We start from the raw sequence: 17,772 nt of genomic DNA, 5'->3' as shown, positions 1-17,772 counted from the left end.
GAATCTTGGGCGCAAGCCTCGGACTTCAGTCCGGGGTGAGCCCATCCCGTTTGTCGGCGGGCGTAGCCCGGCGTTCAGAGTGGTCGGGCTTGTCCGTCGATGTATTGCTTGATGATGGACAAGGGTGCGCCTCCGCAGGAGACGGCGAAGTAGGACGGCGACCAGAGGTGTCCGCGCATGCGAGCGCGGACACACGCGCCGGTGTACTCGCGGCGCACCGCGTATGCGGTGCGGCCCTTGAGCCGCTGAACCAGCGTGGAGATCGCCAGCGTGGGCGGGTGGGAGACGAGCAGGTGCACGTGGTCGGCCTCGCCGTTGAAGGCGACCAACTCGGCGCCCAGGTCGGCACACACCTCGGCCATGGTGTGCTCGCAGAAGGTGAGCATGTCGTCGGTGAACACTTTCCGGCGGTATTTCGTCAAGCCTCGACTCACCCGTCGATGGCCGCAACACCCACGCTCATCGTCACCATGCCGTGCAGGACGACGTAGAGCAACCACAGAGCTATCACCGTGGCGGCGATCAACCCGCTGAGCCAGGGGAACCTGCGTGCGTCGTTCATCGTAATCCTTTGCCTCGTAGTACATATCGGTCGGAAAACACCATCGGGTGCCTTCCCGCGCGGTTACCGGCGCTGCGTCTCGACCCGCTGGATCGAGGTGGGTGCATGGGCCGGCGTGCGATCCTCACCGCAGCGGTGAGGTCTGGCTCACCGGTGGCCACGTCGGACGGCGAGCACTGCACCGCCGCGCGGTGCACATCGTGGATGCTGATGGCGCGCTGCGATCCGTCGCGATACCAGCTACAGCACCACGGCGCACCGCTGTGGGTTGGGCAGCCCTGTCGGTACCGCGCTGCGGCTGCCAGCAACGACGATGGCGCGCTAGCGGCCAGCGCTAATGCGGCACTGCGGTGCGCGTCGTCGCGCCACGCTGCGCCGACATGTTCGCCGCACTCGCTCAGGACAAACGCAAAATCGTCAATCTCGCTCTCACTCAACGTGTTACGCGGATTACGGGTGGAGGGCCGGTCAGCGTCGCTGACCTCGACGACCACCGCCGGGCGGCCATCGAACCCTTCCGGGGCGAATCTCAGTCTGCGGTTGCCGACGGAGTTCAACGTCTGGCCGCGCGGGCAGATGAGTGCTCCGGCTGGTTGTTCGGTGTCCAGCAGCCACCGCAGTCCGATCAGCAGCAGCGGCAGATGCGCCGTGGCCTCCGCAGGTGTGCCGGTGTGCGGGCGGGTCATGGTTGCCGTCGGTAGGCCGCAATGAATACCTCGGGCTTGCAGGGCCAGGCCGCCCCGCCGGAGAGCTGCACGACGTAGTCGCCGAGGTCGGCGCGCACATCACCGATCGGCGTCGGGATCAGAAGATAGCCCGGTTCGTCGGCGCCGGTGGCCGGGTTGACCCCAGCCGGAAAGCAGCACCGGTCAGCAAGTCCCAGCCATTCGACGATGGTCGCTGCCGACGCCGAGGTCAATTGGAGCGCTTCGGCTTCGACGGTCGCGATATACCTGTCCGGCTTAATGGTTTCTGCCTGGTCGAGCGGGCCCACGCCGGCACCGGCGTCAGCGGTTGTCTCTGTTTTATCGTTCACGACATCCCTCCGTGTTGATCGAAATCCCCGCCGTGACAACACAGCTACGCACGCCGGCGGGCCCGCAGACCTGCCCCGCGGGCATTGGCCATGTCGTCAGTTCGTTCTCACCAGCGGCGATGCAGCTGAAAATCAGCGTCAACACCACAACCACCAGGGCGTCGACTGCGACGATCCACATGGCCTCTCCCGCAACAGCAGTAGATGTGGCCGGCTTACGCTCATCTGCCCAGACGTGGGTGCTCATCGACTTGCTCTGCTCGTGGCTGAGCGTTGTGTGTCAGCTCCCAGTGGGACAGCCGGCCTGGCTGGTCGTGAACGCGGCGTACTGCGCCGTGGCGTTGCAGGATCAGTAGTGCCCGGTAGACCTCTTCGGCAACTACCGGCCGCACCCGGTCGCCGGCTCTTTGGCTCAGCGCGCTACGCGCCGCGCTGGTCGTCATCGGCTCGTGCGTGCCGGCGAGGACCTCGATCAGTTCTGCGCGCAGCTGTGCCGCGTTCATCGTTCTCCTGCTTTTTTTGCGCGCCGGTGGCGCGCGACTACCCATTCCCACGGTGTTTGTGGTTTGACCTGTGGTGCAACGCTTTTGAGTAGGGTGTCTATGGCGTGGTCGTAGCGGCGCACAAATTCGGGCCAGTCGGGCAGTTCGGTGGCGATGCCGGCGGTGCCGCGGTGCAGCAGCCGTGCGTGGCCGACGTTTTGAGGGAGCAGCCTGCGGTAGTCCAGACTCGGGCCTAGGTGCGAGGACAGTGTTTTGGCGCCGCTGGCCTGATCGAACGATTCTTGGCGGCGGGTGGTTTCGCGGGACCATTGTTCGGCGCGTTGCAGCATCTCCATTTCATCAGCGCCGTACATGATCAGGGCTGCGGGGAACGTGGCGCGCAGCTCCCGGGCATAGGCGCTGCCGTAGACGGTGTCGAACTGACACGAGGCCTGCACCGAGAGCAGTAGGTTGACTCCGAGGCCGCGGCCTTCCGAGACGTGTCGGCGCAGTGCGGGCATGGGGGCGACGTTGGCGGCCTCGTCGACGGTGATCAGTAGCCGGTGCAGCATTTCTTTGCGGGTAGTTTTGCCGCGCCAGCGGCGCACAAGGTGCTCGAGCAAGGTGACGGCGGCGCCGGCGATCGCGCCTTCAGCGGGGGCGAGGATGAACAGCGTGGCATCAGGCTGGTCGAGGAATGTTTCGTCGAACGAGGGATCGGTGCTGCCGCGCAGTGCCAGGCGCATCCACGGTGTGACCGCTTTGCGCATGGTCAGCGCGATGCTGTCGCGCATGCGGGCATCCATGGCCAGGGTGCGCGTCAGCCCGTTGCGAAGCAACGGGAGGTTCTCGACTTGGCGTGCGGCGGCGTGCCAGCCCGGCGTGTCGGGCTTCTTGTCGTCTTTTTCCATGTTGTCGGTGGCTAGCAGCACCCAGCCGATGCCTTTGCCGTTGCCGCACGGTGAGGCCGCGTACAGCATCGCGGCCAGGGGGGCTTCGGTGTTGTTCTCCCAGAGCCCGGCGTCGGAGACCTGATCGATGCCCGAGCCGGTCCCGACTGCGGCCATCTGCATCATCGTGTTGCCGACCGTCACGGCTTCATCGGGTGTGGTGATCAGCGCGGTAGGGTCAAACGAGCGCACCTGCACGTCCGCGGGGTAGGCCGCGGAGTAGTCCGGGCGTAGGTCGATGACTTGCTTTGGTCCCCAACGGCGTTGACAGACCAGCCACATCAGGTCGTCTTTGGAGGACACGCAGACCGCTGGCCCGCCCCACAGGACGGCGGCCGGGGCCAGCACGGCGCGGGTTTTTCCGGTCTCGGTGGGCGCGGACACCAGCACGTGCGCCGCGCCGGCGGCCAACGACAGTTTGTCTTCTCGGCGGTGAAAGCCGCAGTACGGGGACGGCGAGCGGAGCGACATCAGGGTCTCCTTCTAGGTGGGCTGGGGTCACCCGGTGGGTCATCTTCACCGGTGGGGAAGATCCCGGGCCCGGTCATGTCGTCGGGTCCGGTGAACCCGAAATCGATCTCCTCGGCTTCCTCGGCCGGGCTCATCGGCCACCAATCCCGGGCCCCGTCGACAGCCAGCCAGCCTTCGGCGATGCCATAAAGGCCGGCGATGAGCAGCGCGGCCGGGATCTGGGCGGCAAGCCACGGCGCCAGCACCGCCGAGGACAACGACTCCCCCGGCTCATAGATCAGCGGCATCGGGGCACCGATCAGCGCCGCGGACCACAGCAACGCCGCCACCGGGTAGGACCGCAGCTCATCGGGGATTAGCTGCACAATGGCTTTCGATAACGCTTTACCGACCGGCCATCCGATCGGTGCCAATACCGCGCCGGTCATCAAAATAGCCCAATCCAGCATTGCGTACGGTGTTTTCACCGGCCGCATATACCACGGATGAATAACGTCATCATCGGCCGTATCGACACGGGCGCCGGTACGTTGTGTATCGCGGTCCCTAATTTGGCGCGCCAACAATTCGGCGCGCCTTTTCTGGAATATAAATGTCCGTTGGTTACGGGCGATCCACTTGCGGCGGATCTCGTCGAACCTGTCAGCGGGGACGGACATCGGGGCCGCCCTCCGCGGTGGGTACAGGTTCAGTGTAAAAGCCGCTCAGCCTTAACGCGACATCGTCGAGGAACTTTTTCAACTCCATCGCATACCGCCCCACCAGGTAGCGTTCGCTGTCGGCGAGCGCCGCCTCCATGCCCGCAGAACACGAGTTGACCAGGTCTGATATTCGCACCGCGGGACTTGAGCCGGCCATGATGGCTTCCGCGGAGCCTTCTTGCCATCCCAGGGCGAAGTCCAGTTGCGCCAACGTCCGCGGCGCAAACAGTCCCTCGCGCAGCCGCGCTTTGCGCAGCGTCGAGGGGGCTGGGCCGCCTGCGGCAGCCAGGTCCTGGCGGGTCCATCGCAGCTGTGCCAGACGGTCCTCCAGAAAGAACATTAACCGCTCGATCCCGTCGGCAGGTATTGCTTTCACAGAAAAGACCGTAACAACCCGACCAAGTATTTCGCTACAACTGTCGAATATGAGTTAGTGCATCCCTTAGGCTGAGCCAAGAAGAAAGGGATACGGCCGATGGTGCACAATGTTTTCAGGGGTGTCGGTTCCGCCACGATGTGCGGGTGGCGTCCGGGGCTTCGCGTCCTGCGCATCGTCACACGACAGTTTGCTGTGATAACAGTGATCGCCACGGCGTGCGCCGCGACGATGCCGATCGGGCACCGGCGATGACCGGGCCATCCACCGACGACGATGTCCACTTCGTGGACCGCTCCCTTGACTTCCTCAGTGATCTTGAGGTTGACGACTCCGGAGTCGGTGTCCTGGCGCACCCCGACGATCCCGGTGCCCTCGACCCGCCCGACATCGACGACGCCGGACCCGCCGAGGACCCCGGCGACCAGACTCCTACCGGTTTTGCAGAATCTGCGGCGCCGCGCGGTTCATCGCCCGCCGGCATCGGCGCAACCACCCACTATGGGCATGACCACGTCGATGATCCGCCGCAGGAAAACGATTCCAGCGCAGTCGATCTGGCCCCCGTCGATCTGGATTCACCCAAGCCGGACAACGACATCGACGCTGACAGCGGCCCCAACAAAGGGGACACCGACGCGCTCGACAGCCCCGACGCGTGCGCGGCGCAGCCCACCGGCGACGACCTCGCGGTGAGCGATACCAAAGACACCGCGGCGCCGGCTGCGGCGCGCTACAACAAGAAGATCGCCGCCGGCTTCGTCGGGGCGACCGCGGTCGCGGCCCTGGTCGCCAGCGGAGCGCTGATGGCCATGCGCACCGAGCCGCACGTCGCCGAGACCGGCCAGGCCGGCGGGCCCACCACCCACCTCAGTGTCGTTGCCGCCCCCACCACCATCGCCGGGGCCGGGGAGCATGACTCGACGATCCCTTTCACGGCGACCTCGGTGGGCTGCCTTCCTGGCTCGACGGCCGCCCAGGCCGCGGCCAGCCCTGACCCCACTCAGGCATGGGTGTGCGTGACCGGCGGCAACGCCGGTGAATTCGTCGTGCTCAACCTCGGGCGCAGCATGCTCATCACCGCCGTCTCGCTGACGCCGGGCTGGGTCGGCACCGACAGTTCCGGGGTTGACCAGTGGCACCAACACCGCGTCGCCACCCGGGTGCAATGGAGCTTCAACGACAGCCCACCCACCGCGATCTCTCAGGACACCGGCAGTGTGCACGGCGAAGCCACCAAAGCCCTGCCCGAGCGCGGTGTGCTGGCCTCCCGCGTCATCCTGCTCATCCAGGAAACTGGCCGCGCCCCCGCCGACGCCGCCCCCACCACCAGCCCCGCACCCGGTTCCGGCGGGCTGTTCGGCGACGTCCTCGGCCCGGCCGCTACCGAGCCGCCACCGGCGGGCAGTCCCGCGGTGCTACCTGGATTGACCGGCGAGCCCGCCCGCACCGACCCCGCCGACAACTCCTTTGCCATCTCCTCGATCAAGATCTTCGGTCACCCACCCCAATAGGAAGGCGCACCGCCATGCTGACCAATACTTGGCGCCACCGACTCGAGGCCAGCGGCACCGGCCTGCGCCGCGCTGTGGCTGCCGTGGGCTTGAGCGCCTGCAGCGTCGTGGCCCTATCCACCATCTGGGGCTGGATCACCGACGACCCGATCGACGTCGACGGGCCCGCCCGCAGCGCGGTCAACCGCACCGCCCTGGTCGGCTCCTACGCCCAGGACTGCGTGACCCGCTGGCTGACCGCCACCGCCGCCCGCCAGCAGTCCCTGCACGACTGCTGGTCACTGCACGAACCGCTGCGCCTGCCCACCACCCCGGCCGTGATCGTCAGCTCCCCCGCGGTCTCGGCGGTCACCCTGGTCAGCGATAACGACACCACCCAGCAATGGAGCGTGGTCATCACCGTGGCCGAACGGCCCTTTGAAGCCGCCACCCCCCACACCACCTACTACCGGCTGCCCGTCCTCTACACCCGCTACGGCGTGCGGGCCAACGCGCTACCCGCCCGCATCAACGGCCCCGGTGTCGGCGCGGATGCACCCCTGGGCTACCCCAGCGCCCTGGCTGCCACCTCACCGGCCTTCGCCACCGTCAGCGGCTTCGTTAGCAGCTTCTTGACCGCTGCGCCGGGGCTGGAACGCTACGTCACCCCTGACTCCGGACTCCTGGCCGCCGCGGACTACCGCTCGGCCCAAGTCACCAAACTCGTTGCCAACCACTCCGCACCCGAAGACACGGTGCCCGCCGAGGGCACCACGCTGCATGTGCTGGCCACCGTCAGCGCCGTCACCGCCCAATTTGCCCCCGTGCAACTGGACTACCCGATCGCGCTGAAAGTCACCTCCGGCCGCTGGAGCGTCACCGGCCTGGACTACGCACCGCTACTGGCCGCGGGCGCCGAACTGACCCCCGTCATCCCCGCCGCGGCCGCAGCGCCGCGCTAACATGCGACACCCAATTCCCCACCCACGAAAGGAAATTCACCAATGTTTCTCGCTACCACCGCCCCGACCCTGCTGGCTGCCACCGACCTGGTCTCTGGCAGCCACTCGCTCTACACCATCGGTGTCGGCGTCCTGGTCATCTTGATCCTGCTCGCCGGGGGCACCCGCGCCGCCGGCGCCTTCTTCGGCGGACGCATCGGCGAAACCGTCGCCTGGGCCCTGGTCGCCGTTGTGGTGGCCGTCGTCGTGGGCTCGGGCTACGCCATCTACACCTCGGCCAAACGCACCACCGACCGCACTGGCATCACCACCGGCCAATTCGGCCAATAACACCCCATCGCGCGCAACAACCCCCGACACACCGCACCCGACAGCGGGTTCAGGAGCCTTCCCATGACCGAATCAGCACAGCTGTTCAAAGGTGTGCACGACATCCCCGTCTACACCAACATCTTGTTCAACAAACCGCTGCGGCTGCCGGTGGCTATCAGCCTTTACGGCGGTGCCGTCCTGACCGTGGCGCTCACCGTGGCGATGCTCGACTCCGGGCACGCCCGCGCCACCCTGATCGGCGGGGCACTGATCACCGCCACCGCCGCCGGTGGCGCCGCACTGCTGCCACGTGGGCGGCCCAGCCTGCTTTTTCGCCTGCACAGCCTGTGGCGCACCGTGTGCCCGCGGCAGGTCACCAGCACCGGTGATCCGCTGCTGGCCCCCCCGCACACCGTGATCGGCAACCTCAGCTTCACCCGCCACGGCGTCTACGCCCACTACCTGCTGTCGGGTCTGCCCTACTATCTGCAATCGACCAAACGGCGCACCGGGGTGGCGGACCGCCACCAAACCCTGGCCCGTGAAATCCCCGCCGGGACATGGATTTACGGCCTGTCCGTGCCCCAAAGTCAACGTCAGCTGCTGCGGGCCATGCTCGCCGGGCACCGCGACAAGCCGCAGTGGATCAACTCGTGCCGCCAGATGGCGCCCGTGCTCGCCGAGCAACGCCCCCGCACCCGCATCTTCTGGCTGGCCATCCCCGTCGACGCCGGCCGCGCGGGGCACAGCCCCATGGGGCAAGCCGCCAAACTGCGCGACTGGGCGATTGGCCGTGACAAAGACTCTGACAATTCGGTGGCCGCCTACCAGCGGCTGTCCCACGACGTCATCACCGCCCTGCCCGAAGAATTCACCCCCGTAGCGGTTACCGAAGACATGACCAACTGGTTTTGGCGGCACAACGCCTGGCGTGGGGTGTTCGACAACCCCATGCCGCGCCACCACAACGCGATCGGTCGCCTCGAGGGCACCACACTGCCCGAGGCGGTCTTCGACACCGGTGACCAGCACCACCACCGCGGGCGCGCGTTGCCGCTGCACCTGGGCGCGGCCATCCTCGGCGTGATTGCCGCGGTATGCGCCGTAGCCGGGCTGCCCGCACTGGCCGCGATCACCGCCACGGCGGCCGTGGCCGCCGCCGGCGCCTGGACCGCTGGTGTGCGCCGCATCCCGTCGACGGTGAAAACGCTGCGCGTGGCCAGCCCTGATGGCCTCTACCCCGACAGCTACCAGGCCATCCTGCCGGTCGTCGACATGCCCAAGGCCGGCATCGTGTTCCCCGGCTCGGAATTCCTGCAAGCCCTCGACGACCTGGACACCGGTGCGGTCTTCGACTTCGCCGTCAACCTCGTCACGCTGAGCCGCGAAATGGAATCGGTGCGCAACGACCGCGCCAAAGGCAACCTCGACGACCAGTTCACCCAGCGCCGCGACGTCGCCAACGGCGACGCCCAACTGCTCACCACCGCACACCAACTCGCCGAATACCGCCGCCAACTTGACGCCAACATCGACGAACGCCCCCTGCAAGCCGCCTTCCTGATCGCCGTCGGCGCCCCCGACCAAGCCACCCTGGACTACAGCGTCAAACGGTTGCGCGAAGAACTCACCGGCTCCGGCCAAATCGCCATCCGTCACTACCGCGGCGCCCAAACCCGGCTATGGGCCGCCTTCAACCCCGGCGCACCCCACCACAAAACCGGCGCCGACCAATTCAGCGAACCCACCACCACCCGCAAATGGTCACGCTTCGTGCCGATCACCTCCTCGATGGTCGGCAACAGCACCGGAATCCTGCTCGGATTCACCCGACACAACGCGATGGGCAGCGCGGTCCTGCTCGACCTGCCCGGCACCGCGCGCCGCAACCGCAACCCCTGCCTGGTCTGCAGCGGCGCCCTGGGCTACGGCAAATCCTATGCCGCCAAACGCATCACCCGCGCCGAAATCCAGCGCGGAGCACAAGCATTCATCATCGACCCCGGCACCGAATGGGAAAAAGCCCTCGCCGACGTCCCCAACAAAGCCGTCATCGACATGGCCGGTGACCAGTTCAGCTGCGACCCGCTGCGCACCTTCCCCGCCGACGTCGCCGCCGCCTACTGGCTGGACTACATGCTCCCGATGATGAGCCTGGACCGCCGCAGCGTCGCCGTGCAACGCCTGCGCGCCATCCTGCAAGCCGACGTCGCGGCGGCCCTCGACATCACCAGCACCGCCGCTCTCATGAGCTACATCAGCCGCATCCAGGCACCCGCTACCGGGCCCGACGACCGCGCACCGCAGGTCATCCGGCTCGCCGAGGACCTCGCCCCCATCCTGGCCGCCCTGCAATCCTGGGCCACCTACGACTTCACCCGCGCCATCTTCGATGACACCCTGCCCGTGCCCGACCTGGCCACCCTCGATGTCACGGTCTGGCTCACCGGCAGCCTGGACCTGCCCACCGCCGAGGAAATGAGCACCCCGCACCTGGCCGCCAACCTGTCGGACCGCAAGCGCGCCTCAGTCGCCATCTACGGCATGCTGGTGCGCCTGGCGCGGGTCACCTTCTTCGCCGACCCGCAGCGCTTCGGGCTCATCGTCCTCGAGGAAGCCGCCGGGCTGCTCAACAGCCGCGCCGGCGCCGATGACGCCCACCTGATCAGCCGCCGCGCTCGCAAGCACTACACCGGATTGCTGATCATCACCCAGAACCCCATCAAAGACCTCGCCCTGATGGGCGACGAATTCATCACCCAACAACTGATCATGCCGTTCGAAAACGACGACCTCGCACGACAAGTCGCTGGCAAAGTCGGTATCCGCGCCGACGACTACGGCGACATCGAAGAATTCTTCCTGGCCCAACCCTGCGCCCACGAAATGCGCGACCCCACCACCTTCGACAACCACGACGAGAACACCACCGCAGGTGACGCTCACCGCGGCCAGCGGCAAGGCTACGGATTCTTCGTCGACGAATTCCGCCGCAAATCCCCCATCTGGGTCGCCGCCGAACCCGACACGGGCGTGCACCGCGCCTACGACACCACCCCAGGCCAAGCCGCATGAACACCACCCCCGCCGCACCCACCACCACCGCCGGACGCGCCGCCGAATACCTCGGCTACCAACTGGCCACCCGACCCCGGCTGCGCCGCGCCGCCACCGTGTGGTTCACCCTGCACTGGCTGGCCAGCTGGTCGGTGGCGGCCGCGCCGCCGGCCGCAGCCTCCACCATCGGCGGAGCCCTGAACTGGACCGGCATCACCGACAGCTACGGCGTCCCCGTCGGCAACTACTACCTCTCGGTCGTCTCCACCAGCGAGGCGATCACCAAAGCCGGCCCCGGCCTATCCGCCGACCCCTCCAGCTGGGCACGCTGGCTGGCCAACGCGCTCAGCACCGGCCTGACCCACGAAGCCGTCGCCGAGCTGCTCTCCGCCCAGGCCGCCGCCTACATCTTCATGATCACCCTGGCGCTGTGGCTGATGCGCTTCGCCATGTCCAACACCTGGCTCTACTGGCTGACCACCTGGCTGCGCCCGATCTTCGAAACACTACGCACCATCCTGGCCGACCTGTGGGTCTTCCCCATCTGCCTGACCCTGGGCCTCGGGGTCGGCGCCTACCACCTGCTCTGGCACGGCCGCAAAGGCTTCGGTGCCGGAATCATGTTGTCCACCACGGCCGTCGGCATTCTCGGCACGATGCTCACCGGTGACCCCTTATCCGACCTCTACCGCGAAAACGGGCTCCTGACCCAAGGACGCAACCTCGCCTTCACCGTCGCCCAAGCAGGCCTGAACAACGGCGCCATCACCCCCGGCGGCGGCGGAGCCCAACTGCAACACCTGACCGGGCTCATCGCCGATGCCACCGTGCGAATGCCGTTGCAGCTGATGAACTTCGGCGAACCCATCGACAACATCGGCGGCTGCGGCCAGGCCTACACCGCCGCGATGCTCACCCCGCACGACCCCAGCGACCTGGCCGGGCCCGCGCACGCCATGACCCGCTGCGGAGCCCCGCAGGCGCTGAGCTTCGCCCAACACCTCGACGGCGCCAACCTGGCCCTGGGCCTGTTCTACAGCCTGCTCGGCGCCATCTTCACCTTGTTCATCTGCTACGTCACCTACAGCTACGTCATGGCCTGCTGCGCGGCCCTGCTCAACGCGCTGCTCTCCGTCGTCGCGGCCGGACCCGCCATGATCCACGGCGCACCCCGCCGCCGCGCCGCCCGCCGCCTCACCCTGTTCTTCAAACACGCCGCGCTGCTGTTCGCCTACACCCTCTACATCTCCGTAACAGCGCTCATCGTGCTGAAAATGGCCGCCCGCGGCGGCTACGCCGACCAAGTCGGCATGACCCACCCGCTGGCCCGACTCATCATGATCTCCCTGTTCTCAGCAGCCGCCATCGGCGCCTTCCGCTGGCTCAAACACCAACTCGGCGACCACAACCGCCACGAACTCACCCACGCCGTGACCGAGCTTGCCCGCCACGGCCGCGACGGCTACCAACGCGGCCGCGACACATACGACCGCGGCCGCGACCTAGGTGCCCGCGCACCCTGGAACACCAGTACCACCTCCGACGGCGACTCCGGCAAACCCCTCACCGGAGCACCCGCCGGCGGCCGACCCCCCGGCGGGCGGCCCCCCACACCTGGGCGCGGCCGCAAACCCCACCTGCCGACCCCACCCAGCGGTCCCACCCCTACCGCCGCCTCGCCGACCACCACATCCGCGGCCCCAAGCACCACCGCTGCTGCCCGCACAGCCAGCGCCGGCAGCACGACGGCACGCGCCGCCGCAACCGCAACCACTGCAGGCGAGGCTGCCGCCACCGTGGCCGCCCCCGAAGTCGTCGCCGGCGCCGCCGTCGCCGCCCACGTCGCACACAAACTGCACCGCCCCCACGACAACAAGCCCGACCACGGCCAGCCCCGCCCCGCGGCATCACGCGCTACGCCGCCCAAACCCAAATTTGAACCAGCACCGGCCCCCGCCAACGGACGCCACCCCAGGCACATCCCACCACCTGCGGCGGCACCCGACACCGCCACACCGGGCGGCCCCGCACCCGGCCAAACTCCGGTCAAAGGCCGCTGACCGTGAAGCACATCGATCAGACGAAACATCTCGGCACAATCGATCGGACAGCCAATCGGCCTGTGTACCAACAGATTGCGGCCTTGCTTTCCGCGGCCATCCAACGGAGAAGGTACGTGCCCGGGGATCGGCTTCCCTCCGAAGCCGCGCTCGTGGCGCACTTCGGCGTCGCGCGTATGACCGTGCGGCACGCCATCGAACACTTGCTCCGCAGCGGCCTCGTGCGAGCAGAGCATGGGCGAGGAGTATTCGTCGTCGGTCAAGATCAGAGCGTCTCGCCCATCCAACCTTGGGGCACCAGCGACGTCCTTGCCGTCGTGGCGCTCATCGAGCACCTCAACGGCCGTGTGTTGAACCAGGACCAGTACGCGGCGCTCCAAAACGTCTATCGTGCGGCTCGTGCCCGCCGCACGTGCGGCCCGGCCTAGAGTCGTCATCCGGGGCAGACAGACTTCACGACGGTGCGCGACGCCAAAGTTTATGTCCGGATAACTGCGTTGACGCGGCGGCCCGCATACAGCTCGACGCCGAGATGATCACCCGCGCCGAACAAGCCCCGCGTCTACCAGGATCGGTTGCAGCGCGTCGAATTCTCCATCGAGCGGGCCGAAGCAGAATACGCCAGATACGCCAACTCATCACTGCGTTCGGATAGCCGGTTCCTCCGGCTTGTCCGAAAGGTGTTGGCTACTCGCTTCTTTTCTCCGACACCGCAGCATGTAGCCCTTCGGCCAGGTCCTGCGCGGTCAACTCGCGTAATCGTTGCAGCTGCTCGTCGGTGATGTCGAGGTCTTCGGCGGCCAGCAGCTCGTCGAGTTCGGCGTTGTCCAGGCGGTCGTTGCGGTGATCGCGCGCCTTTTCCACCAGGTTGCGCACGAATCCGGCATTACCGAGCACGTCGATGCCGCGGATGAGATCACCGTCCTCGGTGAGCTTTTCGTCGGTGTAGAACCGTTCGAAGTCGCCGCGCAGCACCTCCACAGCCGCGTCGGTGGTGGTGTCGTCGTCCTCGGCGACCATCAGTTTGGTCAGTTCGACCAGCTCGGGCGGGGTGTAGCTGTGGAACTCGATCACCGTCGAAAACCGCCGTCGCAGACCCTGATTGACTTCCAGCATGCGCTGGGTGGCCTTGGCGTAGCCGGCGCCGAACACCACCAGCTCGTCGCGGTGATTCTCCATGTAGAGCAGCAGCGTGTTGATGATCGCGTTGCCGTACGGGTCGCCGGTGGAGTAGCCGCGTTCGTGCAAGGTGTGCATCTCGTCGAAGAACACCGCCCCACCCAGGGCTGCCTCCAGCATCTCCTCGGTGTTCTTCTCCGCATCGGCCATGAAGCGGCCCAGCAGTTTGGCGCGGCTGGTCTCCACCACCAACGGTTTACGCAGCACCTTCAACCCACACAACTGCTTGGTGAAAGACCTTGCCACCGAAGTCTTTCCGGTGCCGGGAGGACCTAGCAGCAGCGTGTGCCGTGAGGTCACCGGCACCCGCAACCCCACCTTGGCCCGGGCCAGGTTCACCTTCGTCGTCGAACGAATACGTTTGATCTCGCCCTTGGCCTCGGCCATACCCAGCATCGCGTCCAATTCAGCCTGGCCCTCGGCCAGGTATTTGGAAGCTTTCTCGGCGTCGCGGGCCACCTCGGCATCAACCCGGTTCGGGGCGCTGGCGGGATCCCACGGATCGGTGCGCGCCTCAATGGTTTCGGGGTCGGTCAGCACCAACCGGCGCGTGGAGTCGTCCATCGCCTCGCGGGCGGGCGCGAACTTCGGATCCCGCGAGTACACCCGGCGCAGCAGCTGCGCGGCTTCCTCCTCGCGCCCCAAATGGCGCATGCACATCGCCTGGGTGTAGAGCGCCACCGTGGCCGCCGCCGGCACCCGGTCATCGCCGGCGGCGCTTTGCCCGCGCCGAAACGCATCCTCGAACACTCCCAGAGACGCCAGCGCGGTGGTGGCCATCGCCGTGGCCGCGCACTCGTACTGCGGTAGCATCCAACGTTTCTCAACCGGGAACAGGCGCAGCACATCGGTCCAACGCTGAGTGCGAAAGTGCAGTAACCCCGCCACATAGGTGTGGGTGTCCGCATCGAACGGGTCAGCCGGTACCCGTGCCGCGGTGAGCAGCTCATCGGCCTTGCTGTAGTGGTGGGCGCGGATCAGCGCGGCGGCATAAGCGCAGCGCAGCGCGAACACCGAAGACACCGGCAGCTGCAAAAACAGCCCATCGAATGCGGCTGGCCGGAAATCAGGACCCAGCACTCCGAGGCGGCGCACTTCCCAGCCGAAGGTTTCCGCGGCCGCCCACGCCCCAGCCAGCACGTCGAGGCTGTCCTCACCGGCGAGCAGGCGCCCCAGCCAACCGTCACACACGCCGGGATCGGCCTGGGTCGCTGACCGGAACATCTCGGCGGCCACCGCCGCGTTGTGGCTGGGCACCAGCCCACCGACGGCGATACCTGAGGCCAGCAGCCCGCGCCGAAAAGCGTTGCGTACCGTAGTCTCTGACCCCGTGGTTGTCATCGTGGCTCCCGCGATGGTGGTGATAGAGGTTAGGCTGCGCGCCTGGGCCGAGCGGTGAGCAGGCGGCGCTCGTCGGTGATGTCGATGTGCAGCCGGTCAGCGATCGCCCAGGTGCGCAGGAGCGCATGATCGGGCCCGTCCTGCTTGAGGTGAACATCAGCGCTGCTAGTCGAGTCCGCCGGCACCGTGTAGAGCACGACCGTAGCGGCCCTCGGCGCCGGCTCGTCGACGTCGTCGAAGACAACCATGACACGCTGGCCCGGCGACCAGGAGCGCTGCGCGAGCGCCGCGGCGTCGATGACCTGTAGGCCCGCGGCAGTGACTTCCTGCCAGCGCTGTGGGTGCGAGGTGCATACCAGCACATGCAAGCCGGTGGCGGCCGCGCGGCGCGCGATCGCCACCGTCAAGGCCGGCTCCCCGGCGATCGTGACCGTGGCGGTGGCGGTGGGAACGCTCAGATCGACCAGCAGCGGATGGCCGGTGGCCGTGGCGCCGATAATGATGCCGGTGGCGCCGATCGGGGCTCGCAGCTCTTCATCGGCAGACACCCGCCGCGCGGGCACCTTGACCGGACAGGCCGCGACGAGCAATCCGGTGTCCAGTGCGAGGTCGTGGCGGCCCGTCCACGGGTTCAGACCTGTCAGCGGCGCCTCGGCCAACGGGTAGCCGGTGTGATAGCGCACCGCCACACCCACTGTGGGGTCGCCCTCGGGAGTCAGCCGCAGCTGGATGCTGACGACCGTCGCCTCGCTATCCGGAGCCCACAACCGGTCGATGTTGGTGGTGGTGATGTCGTGCGGTGACATCCAGTACGTCTGCACGTAGCCCCCGGAGTGACGTAACCGACGCCACCCCGGATGCAGCGCTGCTGCTTGGACCCCGGCCAGCAGCGCCTCATCGGCAGCCCGGATGTGCTCGGCGGACAGTACCCGAGCGCCGATGCGCACCCTGCCCAGCTCGTGGACCAGCGACTCCGCCGCAGCCGCCAAGGTGGCGGCTACCGATTCCCGCCACACGATCGCTCGCGCGCTGGCCGAGGCGTCGATGCGAATCACCAGCCAGGTCTGACGCTGCCCCACCGCGGGATGATCACCGACTTCGCTGGAATATGCCTCGGCATAGGGGTGATGGGTTTTACCCGCGCGCCGCGAACCTGCGCTCAGGACGTCGATGCCCGCCAACGTGACGTCGAATTGGCGCAGCGCGTCGGCCACCGTTGCTAGCGGCAGCGATGTCATCGACACCACGCGGGGATAATCCAGCACCGAGGGACTGTGTGGCTGGCCGTCAACGGCCACCACAGCAACCAGGTGCGTTCCTACGGCGCGGATTCCGACCGGCCCAGCACCGAAGGTGCGTTCGTGATCATCGAGCTGCCCGGCCGGGACGCCTAGGTGGGCGCGGTGTGCCCGCAGCGCCCGCCATCCCAGGGTCAGCAGGGGGGCTCCGCGCCAGCACACCAGCGCCGCTGCGCTGAGCAGCACTGCAGCCACCAGGGCTGTCCACCAGCCGGGCCGGCCGGCAGCACTCACACCGACACCCAGAAGCGCCATGTCGGCGACGAAAACGCTGACCAGCCGAGCCCACCCCAGCGCCAGCCCCAAGGGAAAGGTCGCGGTCACGGGCGTTGTCCTTTGCGGATCAGCGCCGCCGAGCCCAGGATCACCGAAGACAGCATCGCGATGCCACTCACTCCGGCAGCGGCCACCCATACCGGGGTCATGTCGCGGCCCACCGCTGGTGGCGGAAGCACCAGCGGCGCTGATAGTCGTTGCGGCCCTACAGGTTCCCCCGCAGGAATGTCGAACGTCAGCGCGGCTACCGGGTCGATGATGCCGTGACCGACTTGGTTGTCGACTCCGCGCGCCGGTGCCCGGGCGGTAGCCAACAGCCGGTTGATGATCTGATGGGCGGTCAGCGTCGGGTATTTCGCGCGCACCAGTGCCGCCACACCAGAGACGATCGCCGCCGAGAACGAGGTCCCCGCCTGCGGCACCAGCGAGTTACTTCTGCCCTCCAGGGCATTCATCAACCCGTCATCGCGCGCCGAGAGGCTTTCGATGTCGGTGCCTGGCGCGGCGATCGACACCCACGGCCCGGCCACACTGGATTGCACCGGAGCGCCACTGGAATCCACCGCACCCACCGTCAAAACGTAATCGGAAAACCACGCTGGGCTGACCACCGTGGTGACCTGCGCCCAGTCGCGAGGATCGTTGGGAGTCAACGGGTTATAGATGGGGTTCTGCTTGCAGTCATTGCCACCCTCCTCCCCGACGTTGCCCGCCGCGGCCACGATCACCGCGTTGCGCTCTACGGCCGCATAGCGGATCGCCGCACCCAGATCGCGCTGGTCGATGATGTCGGTAGACGGCATACAGGACACCTCGGAGATATTGATGACTTGTGCGCCCAGATTGGCGGCGTGCACGATCGCGCGTGCCATCGTGCGGATATCCCCGGCCTTGCGCCGGGTAGCGGGATCCTGACTGCCCGAGAACGCCTCCTTGGGGCTGAACGCTTTCGAACTCTGCCGGATCGAGATGAGCTCGACCTCGGGGGCGATACCAGAAAATCCGTCCGCCGCCGCCGCCGGTGGTGGCGGTGGTGGAATGGGCGGGACCGGGGTCGCCGGGTCCTGCGGGGCCCACGGCGCCTGCGGGGTGGCGGGCGCCGTGCGGGTACCGGCACCGGCCGGCACGACCGTGCGGCCCACCGCGGGCGCCTGGCGCCAGGCGGCGCCTTCGGGAGGCGGTGGCGGGGCTGGCAGCTGTAGCGTCACCGTTTGCG

Annotated in this window: 18 protein-coding genes; 6 read left to right on the top strand and 12 right to left on the bottom strand. The window is 67.4% G+C overall.

Annotated elements, in window-relative coordinates:
• Nucleotides 1–74 precede the first annotated feature (74 nt).
• The 9 genes from tnpA to AO501_RS25900 form a co-directional block, all read right to left on the bottom strand.
• On the bottom strand, nucleotides 75–422 hold the full coding sequence (gene tnpA, locus AO501_RS25930) for an IS200/IS605 family transposase (protein WP_197419953.1): 348 nt from the start codon (nucleotides 420–422) through the stop codon (nucleotides 75–77).
• Nucleotides 423–430: 8 nt separating this feature from the next.
• A complete protein-coding gene (locus AO501_RS40380; protein WP_254902492.1) occupies nucleotides 431–562 on the bottom strand; it encodes a hypothetical protein in 132 nt (43 codons plus the stop codon).
• On the bottom strand, nucleotides 559–1,248 hold the full coding sequence (locus AO501_RS25925) for a hypothetical protein (RefSeq protein ID WP_055580448.1): 690 nt from the start codon (nucleotides 1,246–1,248) through the stop codon (nucleotides 559–561). Before AO501_RS25925 ends, AO501_RS40380 begins: the two co-directional genes overlap by 4 nt.
• The gene (locus AO501_RS25920; protein ID WP_055580447.1) at nucleotides 1,245–1,598 is read right to left on the bottom strand and encodes a hypothetical protein; all 354 of its coding nucleotides are present in this window, start codon (nucleotides 1,596–1,598) and stop codon (nucleotides 1,245–1,247) included. Before AO501_RS25920 ends, AO501_RS25925 begins: the two co-directional genes overlap by 4 nt.
• A complete protein-coding gene (locus tag AO501_RS38450; protein WP_084954002.1) occupies nucleotides 1,588–1,779 on the bottom strand; it encodes a hypothetical protein in 192 nt (63 codons plus the stop codon). The genes AO501_RS25920 and AO501_RS38450 overlap by 11 nt, the downstream gene beginning before the upstream one ends.
• A 40-nt stretch (nucleotides 1,780–1,819) precedes the next feature.
• On the bottom strand, nucleotides 1,820–2,101 hold the full coding sequence (locus tag AO501_RS37425) for a hypothetical protein (protein ID WP_084954003.1): 282 nt from the start codon (nucleotides 2,099–2,101) through the stop codon (nucleotides 1,820–1,822).
• The gene (locus AO501_RS25910) at nucleotides 2,098–3,501 is read right to left on the bottom strand and encodes a type IV secretory system conjugative DNA transfer family protein (RefSeq protein ID WP_054586032.1); all 1,404 of its coding nucleotides are present in this window, start codon (nucleotides 3,499–3,501) and stop codon (nucleotides 2,098–2,100) included. The genes AO501_RS37425 and AO501_RS25910 overlap by 4 nt, the downstream gene beginning before the upstream one ends.
• Nucleotides 3,501–3,929: a hypothetical protein gene (locus AO501_RS25905; RefSeq protein ID WP_231752611.1), complete on the bottom strand. Its 429-nt coding sequence runs from the start codon at nucleotides 3,927–3,929 to the stop codon at nucleotides 3,501–3,503. The genes AO501_RS25910 and AO501_RS25905 overlap by 1 nt, the downstream gene beginning before the upstream one ends.
• A 214-nt stretch (nucleotides 3,930–4,143) precedes the next feature.
• Nucleotides 4,144–4,578 carry a hypothetical protein gene (locus tag AO501_RS25900; protein ID WP_084954005.1) on the bottom strand — a complete coding sequence of 145 codons (435 nt, stop codon included), beginning with the start codon at nucleotides 4,576–4,578 and terminating at the stop codon, nucleotides 4,144–4,146.
• Nucleotides 4,579–4,829: 251 nt separating this feature from the next.
• On the opposite strand from AO501_RS25900, the gene AO501_RS37420 reads away from it, so the two are divergent.
• The 6 genes from AO501_RS37420 to AO501_RS25870 all read left to right on the top strand — a co-directional run bounded on the left by AO501_RS37420 (nucleotide 4,830) and on the right by AO501_RS25870 (nucleotide 12,890).
• Nucleotides 4,830–6,092 (top strand): hypothetical protein, encoded by a 1,263-nt coding sequence (locus tag AO501_RS37420; RefSeq protein WP_197419952.1) that lies wholly within the window; start codon nucleotides 4,830–4,832, stop codon nucleotides 6,090–6,092.
• 14 nt (nucleotides 6,093–6,106) lie between these two features.
• Nucleotides 6,107–7,033 (top strand): conjugal transfer protein, encoded by a 927-nt coding sequence (locus AO501_RS25890; protein WP_051445784.1) that lies wholly within the window; start codon nucleotides 6,107–6,109, stop codon nucleotides 7,031–7,033.
• 42 nt (nucleotides 7,034–7,075) lie between these two features.
• On the top strand, nucleotides 7,076–7,363 hold the full coding sequence (locus tag AO501_RS25885) for a hypothetical protein (protein WP_042910081.1): 288 nt from the start codon (nucleotides 7,076–7,078) through the stop codon (nucleotides 7,361–7,363).
• A 63-nt stretch (nucleotides 7,364–7,426) separates the two neighbouring features.
• The gene (locus tag AO501_RS25880) at nucleotides 7,427–10,420 is read left to right on the top strand and encodes an ATP-binding protein (RefSeq protein ID WP_055580442.1); all 2,994 of its coding nucleotides are present in this window, start codon (nucleotides 7,427–7,429) and stop codon (nucleotides 10,418–10,420) included.
• Entirely contained in the window at nucleotides 10,417–12,462 is a 2,046-nt protein-coding gene (locus AO501_RS40375; protein ID WP_055580441.1) for a hypothetical protein, read from the top strand. The genes AO501_RS25880 and AO501_RS40375 overlap by 4 nt, the downstream gene beginning before the upstream one ends.
• Nucleotides 12,463–12,464: 2 nt before the next feature.
• Entirely contained in the window at nucleotides 12,465–12,890 is a 426-nt protein-coding gene (locus AO501_RS25870; protein WP_231752610.1) for a GntR family transcriptional regulator, read from the top strand.
• Between the two features lie 259 nt (nucleotides 12,891–13,149).
• On the opposite strand, the gene eccA is transcribed toward AO501_RS25870, so the two are convergent.
• The 3 genes from eccA to mycP all read right to left on the bottom strand — a co-directional run.
• Nucleotides 13,150–14,982 carry a type VII secretion AAA-ATPase EccA gene (eccA, locus tag AO501_RS25865; RefSeq protein WP_055580439.1) on the bottom strand — a complete coding sequence of 611 codons (1,833 nt, stop codon included), beginning with the start codon at nucleotides 14,980–14,982 and terminating at the stop codon, nucleotides 13,150–13,152.
• Nucleotides 14,983–15,011: 29 nt separating this feature from the next.
• Nucleotides 15,012–16,604 (bottom strand): type VII secretion protein EccE, encoded by a 1,593-nt coding sequence (gene eccE, locus AO501_RS25860; RefSeq protein ID WP_055580438.1) that lies wholly within the window; start codon nucleotides 16,602–16,604, stop codon nucleotides 15,012–15,014.
• The coding region (gene mycP, locus AO501_RS25855) for a type VII secretion-associated serine protease mycosin (RefSeq protein ID WP_055580437.1) at nucleotides 16,601–17,772 on the bottom strand (1,172 nt) is incomplete at its 5' end. The genes mycP and eccE, both read right to left, overlap by 4 nt.

The organism is Mycobacterium gordonae (assembly GCF_001417955.2).
Lineage (GTDB): Bacteria > Actinomycetota > Actinomycetes > Mycobacteriales > Mycobacteriaceae > Mycobacterium > Mycobacterium gordonae_B.
This window is presented reverse-complemented; position numbering and strand designations above follow the sequence as displayed.